The organism is Nocardia cerradoensis NBRC 101014, from assembly GCF_000308535.1.
Taxonomy (GTDB): Bacteria; Actinomycetota; Actinomycetes; order Mycobacteriales; family Mycobacteriaceae; genus Nocardia; species Nocardia cerradoensis.
The window spans coordinates 1-10,380 of record NZ_BAFW01000213.1 but is presented as its reverse complement, the minus strand read 5'-3'; the positions used below and the strand labels follow the sequence as shown (position 1 = coordinate 10,380).

Genomic DNA, 10,380 nt, shown 5'->3' with positions numbered 1-10,380 from the left:
ACGACTCGAACGCCGCCATGGGCATCCCGTCCAAGGGTCTGCTGCAGGTCATCGACCCGACCTTCGCGGCGTACCACGTCGACGGCACCTCCTGGGACATCTGGGATCCGGTCGCCAACATCGTGGCCGCCTGCAACTACGCAGCGCACCGCTACGGCTCGATGGACAACGTCAACTCCGCGTACTGAGCCGGGATGATCGTTCCGGGCGGGCATGACCCCGCTCACATCGATCCACGGCCGGGGGTTCCCGGCGCGAGCGCCGCGACGGCACGGATCTAGGCTGGTCCGCATGACCGACGATCAGCTGGGGTTCTCCACACGAGCCGTGCATGCCGGGTTCGATCCCGACCCGCAGACCGGTGCGGTGAATGTGCCGATCTACGCGAGTTCGACCTTCGCCCAGGACGGCGTGGGCGGGCTGCGTGGCGGCTACGAGTACGCCCGCACCGGTAACCCGACCCGCGCCGCGCTGGAAGCGAATCTGGCCGCGCTGGAATCCGGGAGTTACGGGCGGGCATTCTCCTCGGGGATGGCGGCCACCGACTGTGCGCTGCGGGCGACGCTGCGCCCGGGTGATCACCTGGTGATCCCGGACGACGCCTACGGCGGGACGTTCCGGCTCATCGACAAGGTGTTCACGCAGTGGGGGATCGAGTACTCGGTGGCCCCGGTATCCGATCCCGATGCGGTGCGAGACGCGTTGCGCCCCAACACCAAACTCGTGTGGATCGAAACGCCGACCAACCCGCTGCTGAATGTCGGCGATATCGCGGCACTGGCCGATGTCGCCCACGGCGGCGGAGCGAAACTGGTGGTGGACAACACCTTCGCCTCGCCGTACCTGCAGCAGCCGCTGCTGCTCGGCGCCGATATCGTGCTGCATTCGACCACCAAATATCTGGGTGGGCACTCCGATGTGGTCGGCGGCGCACTGGTCACCGACGACGCCGAACTCGACGCCGCCTTCGCCTTCCTGCAGAACGGCGCCGGCGCGGTCCCCGGTCCGACCGATGCCTTCCTCACTCTGCGCGGCATCAAAACCCTTGCGCTGCGGATGGATCGGCACTGCGACAACGCCGAAACTCTCGCCGCCTACCTCGCCGATCACCCGGCGATCTCGCACGTGATCTATCCCGGCCTGCCCGAACATCCGGGAAATCTGGTGGCGCAGAAGCAGATGCGCCGTTTCGGCGGCATGATCTCGGTGCGGCTGCACGGTGGTAAGCAGGCCGCGCACGACTTCTGCGCGCGGACGAAGATCTTCACGCTCGCCGAATCGCTCGGTGGAGTGGAATCGCTGATCGAACATCCCGGTGCGATGACCCATGCCTCGACCGAGGGCTCGGAACTGGAGGTGCCCGCGGATCTCGTGCGGCTGTCGGTCGGTATCGAGGACATCGGCGATCTGCTCGCCGACGTGGAGCGAGCGCTGGGCTGACCCGACGGAACCGGCCCGAGCACACTGAAACACGAACGGCCGCACCGAATTCGGTGCGGCCGTTCGTGTCGGTGGAGCTATGTCAGGTGTTCGGCCGGGCTGCTGCCCACCCGGCCGGATCACCTTCCCGCGTCAGCTGTGGTACGGCTCCGCGCTGACCAGGGTCACCTTCATCATGTTGCCGTTGGGCAGGCGGTATTCGCGCGTCTCGCCGACCTTCGCGTCGATCAGGGCGCCGCCGAGCGGGGAGCTCGGCGAGTAGGTCTCCAGGTCCGATTGGCCCAGGCCCTCTTCGCGGGTCGCGATCAGGAAGGTTTCGGTATCGGTCTCGTCGCCGTCGTAGTAGACCTTGACCACCGAGCCGGGCAGCGCCACACCGGATTTGGTCGGCGCGACGCCGACCTTGGCGTTGTTCAGCAGCTCCTGCAGCTGACGGATGCGGGCCTCCTGCTGACCCTGCTCCTCGCGCGCGGCATGGTAGCCGCCGTTCTCCTTGAGGTCGCCTTCTTCGCGGCGTTCGTTGATCTCGGCCGCGATGACCGGACGGTTGGCAATGAGCGCGTCGAGTTCGCTCTTGAGCCTCTCATGCGACTCCGGTGTCAGCCAGGTCACTTGCGTCTCAGTCATCTCGATCACTCCCTAGTAGTTGTTCCCGGCGTGCCGGGGTCCGTGATACCCGTCGCAGATGCGCGAGCAGGTGTCCGCGCACAGCAACAGTCGACGGCTAGAGCGATCCGGGGGGATGTTCCTCGAACCCCGACGGTGCCGCGGGCATTGTGTGCCCGGGACCCGGCAGCGCTGGCCGTCAATGCAGCAAACACGGCTCCGAGCGTTCGGAACCGTGTTCGCGCCATTCTAGCACGAATTGGATATGTGCAGGTAGAAGGCTTGAATGTAGGGGTGTCAGCCGGCCTTCAGATAGGCCGGTACCTGATCGCTGCACCCGTAGATATTGCCGTTGGCGGGCCGGGCGGTGGTCCGCACCGTGGTGGTGAGTTCGACGGTTCCGCTGTCCGAGCCCGGGATCAGCACCTCGCGGCGGCCGATCTCGCTGCCCTCGGTGTCCATGCCCCGCACCAGGCACACCACCGGCTGCTCCGGATTCTTGCGGGTCAGCTTGAAGTGCACGGTCAGCGTGGAATCGTCGACGACGTCGTAGCCGAGTTGGTCGGGCTCGATATCCTTGGGGCCGTACTGCCGATAACCCACATAGGCGACGATCAGCCCGAGTATCACCACCACGATGCCCAGGGCGATCGGAACCCAGCGGCGGTTGCGCACGGGACCGGTTCCGTAACGATTCGACACCCGATCGCTGCCCGCTGCCGTCGCCCCGGTGGCGGCGTCGGCGGTGCGCCCGTCCGGATCGGTCCGGTCGGACTGCGGTGCCGCCTCGCTCATGATGTGGTTGCTCCCGTGGTCGATCAGGGGGTAGGTCGGAACAAAAGACCGTCGGATGGAACTATAGGGAATGCAGTTCGGACACCCGCGTGCCGCTCGGGCACGGCGGACGGCTATGAGGTGAAACGGTGAGCAACGAGGTGAACGAGAAGTGAGCGGCAGCTTCGATCGGCCGCTGCGCCTCATGGCGGTGCACGCCCACCCCGACGACGAGTCGAGCAAGGGTGCCGCCACCACCGCGAAATACGCCGCGGAGGGTGACGACGTGCTCGTCGTGAGCCTGACCGGGGGTGAGCGCGGTTCCATCCTCAACCCGGCGATGGATGTGCCGGGCATTCTCGACCGCATCGACGACGTCCGCCGCGAGGAGATGGCGGCCGCGGCGAAGGCATTGGGTGTACAGCATCGCTGGCTCGGATTCGTGGATTCCGGTCTGCCCGAAGGGGATCCGTTGCCGCCGGTGCCCGAGGGCAGCTTCGCGCTGGTGCCGCTCGAAGAGGCCACCGAGGCCCTGGTGCGGGTGGTGCGCGAATTCAGGCCGCATGTGATGACCACCTACGACGAGAACGGTGGCTATCCGCATCCGGATCACATCATGTGCCACAAGGTGTCGATGGCGGCCTTCGAGGCGGCCGGCGACCCTGAGCGCTTCCCCGACGCGGGCGAACCGTGGACGCCGCTGAAGCTCTACTACAACCACGGTTTCAGCCTGCAGCGCCTCGAGATCTTCGCCGACGAGTACGACCGGATCGGTGAGCCGTTCCCGATGCGTGACTGGATGGAACGTATCCGCAAGGCCGCGCAGGAACACGGCGATGTGATGTCGCGGGTCACCACCCAGATCGACTGCGGCAAATACTTCCCGCAGCGTGACGAGGCCCTGCGCGCCCACGCCACGCAGATCGACCCCAACGGCATGTTCTTCGCCATCCCGCTGGAGATGCAGCAGCGGTTGTGGCCGACGGAGGAATTCGAACTGGCCAGGACCCGGGTGCGCACCGCGATCCCGGAGACGGACCTGTTCGCCGGAATCCGGGACGCCGAAGATATAGCCGCCGACGATCTGGTCGCCGACCGGGCGGTCGAGGGCACGGTTCGATGATGTCGATGTTGTTCGCGCAGACCGCGCTGCTGGCCCAGAACACCACCACGAACCCGACCGGTCCGGAATTCGGCAAGGCCTCGCCGCTGGGTTTGGTGATCATCCTCGTGCTGCTGGCCGGCACGGTGCTGTTGATCCGCTCGATGAACAAGCACATCAAGAGGCTGCCCGCCGATTTCTCCCGCGAACATCCGGAACCGGACCAGGAGGCCGACGAGGGCACCGAACACGGTGTCGCCGGAGAAGGTGACGACGCGGCCGACGGCGATGCGCCGCGGCAGTCCCACGACGATGCGGCCAACGGATCCGGCCGCGGTGATTCGGGACCGTCCACCCCGCCGCCGGCCTCCGGTAAGGCGTCCTGAATCCGCTGATTCGACGCGCCGTCGCCGATTCGCCGCCCGATCGCGATCCGGGAGCGGCGACGGCTGCCGGCCGCGCCCTCGATTGATGCTCTGATCTGCTTCGATGTTGTCCGGGTCATACGATCCGGCGGTCTGTCGCGCATGTCTCGTTACCGCGCTTCGGCGGGAATCGGCCGGACGACTCCTATGGGATCCCACACGATACGTGCGGGTAACCCTGCACGGCGTACACATTCGTGGAATAAAAGGTGCACACTACGCGGAGCCGCGATACCTCGAATTCTGCCCATGCACCGGGCCTACGCTGTGGAAAGGAGTCGGCGAGTGTTCAGCCGCATCGCCATCGTGAACCGGGGTGAGGCCGCAATGCGCCTCATCCACGCCGTCCGAGATTTGGCCGCGGCGACCGCGCGACAGATCGAAACCGTCGCTCTGTACACCGATGTCGACCGGAACGCGACGTTCGTGCGCGAGGCCGATATCGCCTACGACCTCGGTCCGGCCTCTGCCCGCCCGTACCTCGATCTGAAGGCGCTGGAAAAGGCGCTGGTGACGACGAAGGCCGACGCCGCGTGGGTCGGCTGGGGTTTCGTCGCCGAGGATCCCGCCTTCGCGGAACTGTGCGAGCACATCGGCATCACGTTCATCGGTCCGAGCCCGGACGCCATGCGCAAACTCGGCGACAAGATCGGCGCGAAGCTGATCGCCGAGGAGGTCGGGGTGCCGGTGGCGCCCTGGAGCCGCGGTGCGGTCGAGACGCTGGACGCCGCCGTCGCGGCCGCCGGTGACATCGGCTATCCGCTGATGCTGAAGGCGACCGCCGGTGGTGGTGGTCGCGGTATCCGCGTCATCACCAACGAAGCCGAACTCGTCGACGCCTACGAGCGCACCAGCCAGGAAGCGGCCCGCGCCTTCGGTAGCGGTGTCGTCTTCCTGGAGCGGCTGGTCACCGGCGCTCGCCACGTCGAGGTTCAGGTGATCGCCGACGGGCAGGGCACCGCCTGGGCGCTGGGTGTGCGCGACTGCTCGGTGCAGCGGCGCAATCAGAAGGTCATCGAGGAGTCCGCCTCGCCGGTGCTGCGTCCCGAGCAGGTCGCCGAGCTGAAGGCCTCGGCCGAGCGGCTGGCGGTGGCGGTCGGTTACCGCGGTGCGGCGACCGTCGAATTCCTCTACCACCCGGGCGACGAACTGTTCGCCTTCCTGGAGGTCAACACCCGCCTGCAGGTCGAGCACCCCATCACCGAGTACACCACCGGATTCGACCTGGTCCGCGCCCAGTTGCACGTGGCCTCGGGCGGACGGCTCGAGGGTGAGCCGCCGGCCGAACGCGGGCACGCCATCGAGGCCCGCCTCAACGCCGAGGACCCCGACCGCGACTTCGCTCCGGCGCCGGGCCGCATCGCCCTGCTCGATCTGCCGGCCGGACCGGGAATCCGCGTCGACACCGGTGTCAGTGAGGGCGACACCATCCCCGCCGACTTCGACTCGATGATCGCCAAGATCATCGCCTACGGCCGCGATCGCGAGGAAGCCCTGGGCCGGCTGCGCCGCGCGGTCGGCGAGACCCGCGTGATCATCGAGGGCGGCGCGACCAACAAGAGTTTCGTCCTCGACCTGCTCGACCAGCCCGAGGTCATCGACGCCAGCGCCGACACCGGCTGGATCGATCGCGTGCGCGGCGAGGGCCGGCTGGTGGCCCAGCGGCACACCGCGGTCGCCCTGGCCGCCGCGGCCATCGACGCCTACGAGGAAGAGGAGCGGGCCGAGCGGCAGCGGCTGCTGTCCACCGCCGCCGGTGGGCGCCCGCAGGTGCAGCACGAGAGCGGCCGCCCGCTGGATCTGAAGCTGCGCGGTGCGAGCTACCGCCTGCGGGTCGCGCGGGTCGGCGCGCACCGATTCCGGATCGGCATCGAGGCGGCCGGCGAGGTCGCCACCGCGGACGTCGATCTGGAGCGCTTCGACCGGCACACCGGTCAGATCGTGGTCAACGGCACCCGGTACCGGCTGGTCACCGGCACGCACGGCCCCACCCACGTGGTGGATGTCGACGGCGTGACGCATCGGGTGAGCCGTGACGAGGGCGGTGTGGTGCGCTCCCCGGCGCCCGCGCTGGTCGTCGCCAAGCCGCTCGAGGTCGGCGACGAGGTCGAGGCGGGTGCGCCCGTACTGGTCCTCGAGTCCATGAAGATGGAGACCGTGCTGCGCTCGCCGTTCAAGGCGCGCCTCAAGGAATGCAGCGTCTCGGTCGGCTCGCAGGTCGAGGCCGGTGCGCCGCTGCTGCGGCTGGAACCGATCGCCGACGACGAGCAGGCCGACGAGGCCGCCGCGGTCGAGTCGGTCGAACTGGACCTGCCCGCCGCACCCACCGAGGTGCTGGCGCACGAGCGCACGGTTCGCGGCCAGGAGGATCTGCGCGGTCTGCTGCTCGGTTTCGACGTCGACCCGCACGACGGCGGACGTGTGCTGGCGGGCTACATGGCCGCGCGCCGCGCCGCGATCGCGGACAACCGCCGTCCGCTCGCCGAGGAACTGGACCTGATCGAGGTCTTCACCGATCTCGCCGAGCTGAGCCAGTTCTGGGGTGAGGACGCCGGCCACGGCCACGTCCACAGCGCCCGCGAGTACTTCCACACCTATCTGCAGAGCCTCGACGTCGAGCGGGCCGGACTGCCGGAGTCCTACCGGGCCAAGCTGTCGAAGGCGCTCGCGCACTACGGCGTCACCGACCTGGAACGCACCCCGGAACTCGAGGCCGCGGTCTTCCGGATCTTCCTGGCCCAGCAGCGCCCGTCCGACACGGTCACCGTCGTCACCACGCTGCTGCGCGAGTGGCTGGGCGAGCCGGTGCCGGATCGGGTGCTGCGGGAACCGGTGGGCCTGGCGCTGGAGCGGCTGGTGGCCGCCACCCAGGTGCGCTTCCCGGTGATCGCCGACATCACCCGTGGTGTGGTCTACGCCTGGTACGGCCAGCCGCTGCTGCGCCGCAACCGCGCCCGCGTCTACACCACGGTTCGTAAGCATCTGAGCCATCTGGACGCGCATCCGGATGCCGCCGACCGCACCGATCGCATCGCCGAGATGGTGCGCAGCACCGAACCGCTGGTGCGATTGCTGGCCCAGCGGCTGGTGCGAGGCAACCCCGACAACACCGTCATGCTCGAGGTGCTGACCCGGCGGTACTACGGCAACAAGGGCCTGACCGACGTTCGCACCCAGGAGGTGGACGGCTGCACCTTCGTGGTCGCGGAACGCCGCGGTGTGAATCTGGTCTCCGCGGCCGTCAGTTTCGACGCGCTCGACACGGTGCTGAGTGGTCTCACCGAACTGGCCGGTGGCGCCGCCTCCATCGAGGCCGACATCTACCTCGGCTGGGAGAACCAGCCGGAGGACTTCGACGCGATGGCCGCCGCCCTGCAGGAAGTGCTCGGTGCTCGGTCGCTGCCCAACCAGGTGAATCGGATCACGGCCACCGTCGCGGGCAGCAACGGCGCGGTGATGCATCACCACTTCACCTTCCGCCCGTCGGCGACCGGCCTGGCCGAGGAGCGGTTGATCCGCGGCCTGCACCCCTACATCGCCGAGCGGATGCAGATGCGCCGCCTGCGCAAATTCGATCTCACCCGGCTGCCGTCCTCCGACGAGGAGGTCTACCTGTTCCGGGGGGTCGCGAAGGAGAACCCCGCCGACGAGCGGTTGATCGCCTTCGCCCAGGTCCGCGACCTGACCGCGCTGCGCGATCACGAGGGCCGGCTGCTGTCACTGCCGACCGCCGAGAGCACCGTCGCGACCTGCGTGGACTCCATCCGCCGGGCACAGTCGCGGCGGCCCTCCGCCAAGCGCTTCCACACCAACCGGATCGTGCTCTACATCTGGCCGCCGCTGGATGTGTCCCGGGCCGAACTGGACACCATCGTCGGTCGCGTGGAACCGGCCACCGCGGGCGCCGGGCTGGAGGAGATCCTGCTCATCGCCCGTCAGCCCGATGCGCAGACCGGTGAGCTGGTCAAGATCGTCGTGCGCATCCGTTTCGATGCCACCGGCGGCACCGAGGTGACCGTCGGCGAGCGCACCGACGATCCGGTCGAACCGCTCGACGAGTACCGCCAGAAGGTGCTGCGGGCCGCCAGCCGCGGCACCGTCTATCCGTACGAATTGACCGGTCTGCTCGGTACTTTCGCCGAATACGACCTCGACGCCGAACACGCCCTCGTCCCGGTCGACCGGCCCAAGGGTCGCAACACCGCGGCGATGGTCGCCGGTGTGGTGACCACGCCGACCGACCGGCATCCGGAGGGCATCACCCGCGTGGTGCTGCTCGGCGATCCGACCAAGTCGCTGGGCGCACTGTCGGAGCCGGAATGCCGCCGGGTGATCGCGGCGCTGGATCTGGCCGAGCAGATGCAGGTGCCGCTGGAGTGGTACGCGCTGTCCTCCGGCGCCCGGATCTCGATGAAGTCCGGTACGGAGAACATGGACTGGGTGGCGGCGGCGCTCAAGCGCATCGTCGAATTCACCCAGGACGGCGGCGAGATCAACATCGTGGTCTCCGGCATCAACGTCGGCGCGCAGCCGTACTGGAACGCCGAGGCGACGATGCTCATGCACACCAAGGGCATTCTCGTGATGACCCCGGATTCGGCGATGGTGCTGACCGGTAAGCAGGCGCTGGACTTCTCCGGTGGTGTGTCGGCCGAGGACAACTTCGGCATCGGCGGCTACGACCGCGTGATGGGCCCGAACGGTCAGGCGCAGTACTGGGCGCCGAATCTGGCCGGCGCTCGCGATGTGCTGATGTCGCACTACGACCACACCTACATCGTCCCCGGGGAGCAGGGCCCGCGCCGCGCGCAGACCACCGACCCGATCGACCGCGATGTGTGCACCTTCCCGCACACCGTGCCCGACAGCGATTTCACGACCGTCGGCGAGATCTTCTCCGCGACGGCGAACCCGGATCGCAAGAAGCCCTTCGATATTCGCACCGTGATGCGGGCGCTGGCCGATCAGGACCACGCCGTGCTGGAGCGCTGGGCGGGTATGGCCGACGCGGAGACCGCCGTCGTTCAGGACGCGCATCTGGGTGGTATTCCGGTCTGCCTGCTGGGCATCGAATCGCGGGGTGTGCCGCGGCGCGGCTTCCCGTCGACCGACGGACCCGACACCTACACCGCGGGCACGCTGTTCCCGCGGTCGTCGAAGAAGGCGGCTCGCGCGATCAACGCGGCCAGCGGTAACCGTCCGCTGGTGGTGCTGGCGAATCTGTCCGGCTTCGACGGCTCGCCGGAGTCGATGCGCAAGTTGCAGCTCGAATACGGTGCGGAAATCGGCCGCGCGATCGTGAACTTCCGCGGGCCCATCGTGTTCTGCGTGATCTCGCGTTACCACGGCGGTGCGTTCGTGGTGTTCTCGAAGGCGCTGAACCCGAATATGACCGTGCTCGCGCTCGAGGGTTCGTTCGCCTCGGTGCTCGGTGGTGCCCCGGCCGCGGCCGTGGTGTTCGCCGGGGACGTCAACACCCGCACCGCCTCGGATTCGCGGGTGCGCGAACTGGAGTCGCGGGTCGCGAACGCGTCCGGTACCGAGCGTGCGGAGCTGTCCGCCGAACTCGACGAGGTCCGCTCGCAGGTGCGCGCCGAGAAGCTGGGTGAGGTCGCCGCCGAGTTCGACCGGGTGCACAACATCCACCGTGCCGTCGAGGTCGGCTCGGTGGATGCGGTGATCAGCGCCCGCGAACTGCGGCCGCGCATCATCGAGGCGATCGAGGCGCGTCTCGGCTGATTCCCCGCCCGTGACCGGCCGTTCACGGCCGGTCACGGGTTCGGCCGCATTGCGATGATCATGATGGGGTAGTCCCTTGTCGTGACGGTAATCACGCGAGTTCTCGCAATGGTGTGTGCGGTCGTCGCCGGGGGTGTTCTCGCGGCGGGTTCGGCCGCGGCGGCCCCGGCGGCGCATGTGGTGGACGAACATCCGCTGGGGCCGGCGGCGGTCGAGATGGATGTGTATTCGCCGTCGATGGACCGGGTGATCACGAATCGGGTGATCTGCGCGGCCGGCGGCGGACCGGCGCCC

6 protein-coding genes and 2 pseudogenes are annotated in these 10,380 nt (G+C 68.2%); 6 read left to right on the top strand and 2 right to left on the bottom strand.

Going from position 1 to position 10,380, the window contains the following annotated elements; translation table 11 throughout:
• A pseudogene (locus ON23_RS37020) lies at positions 1-188 on the top strand (transglycosylase SLT domain-containing protein); the annotation flags it as partial.
• Between the two features lie 103 nt (positions 189-291).
• The gene (locus tag ON23_RS22600) at positions 292-1,440 is read left to right on the top strand and encodes a cystathionine gamma-synthase (protein ID WP_039780624.1); all 1,149 of its coding nucleotides are present in this window, start codon (positions 292-294) and stop codon (positions 1,438-1,440) included.
• A gap of 132 nt (positions 1,441-1,572) precedes the next feature.
• Here ON23_RS22600 and greA read toward each other — a convergent pair whose 3' ends face one another.
• Entirely contained in the window at positions 1,573-2,067 is a 495-nt protein-coding gene (gene greA, locus ON23_RS22595; RefSeq protein WP_039780623.1) for a transcription elongation factor GreA, read from the bottom strand.
• 276 nt (positions 2,068-2,343) lie between these two features.
• Positions 2,344-2,841, bottom strand: a complete 498-nt coding sequence (locus ON23_RS22590; protein ID WP_083904177.1) for a DUF4307 domain-containing protein — start codon at positions 2,839-2,841, stop codon at positions 2,344-2,346.
• A 184-nt stretch (positions 2,842-3,025) separates the two neighbouring features.
• Between ON23_RS22590 and mca the strand changes: the two genes are divergently transcribed.
• From mca to ON23_RS22570, 4 genes and pseudogenes are all read left to right on the top strand, one after another.
• Entirely contained in the window at positions 3,026-3,943 is a 918-nt protein-coding gene (mca, locus tag ON23_RS22585) for a mycothiol conjugate amidase Mca (RefSeq protein WP_039780626.1), read from the top strand.
• Entirely contained in the window at positions 3,943-4,308 is a 366-nt protein-coding gene (locus tag ON23_RS22580; protein ID WP_083904176.1) for a hypothetical protein, read from the top strand. The genes mca and ON23_RS22580 overlap by 1 nt, the downstream gene beginning before the upstream one ends.
• Positions 4,309-4,632: 324 nt before the next feature.
• Entirely contained in the window at positions 4,633-10,086 is a 5,454-nt protein-coding gene (locus ON23_RS22575) for an ATP-binding protein (RefSeq protein WP_039780621.1), read from the top strand.
• A gap of 81 nt (positions 10,087-10,167) precedes the next feature.
• A pseudogene (locus tag ON23_RS22570) lies at positions 10,168-10,380 on the top strand (esterase family protein); the annotation flags it as partial.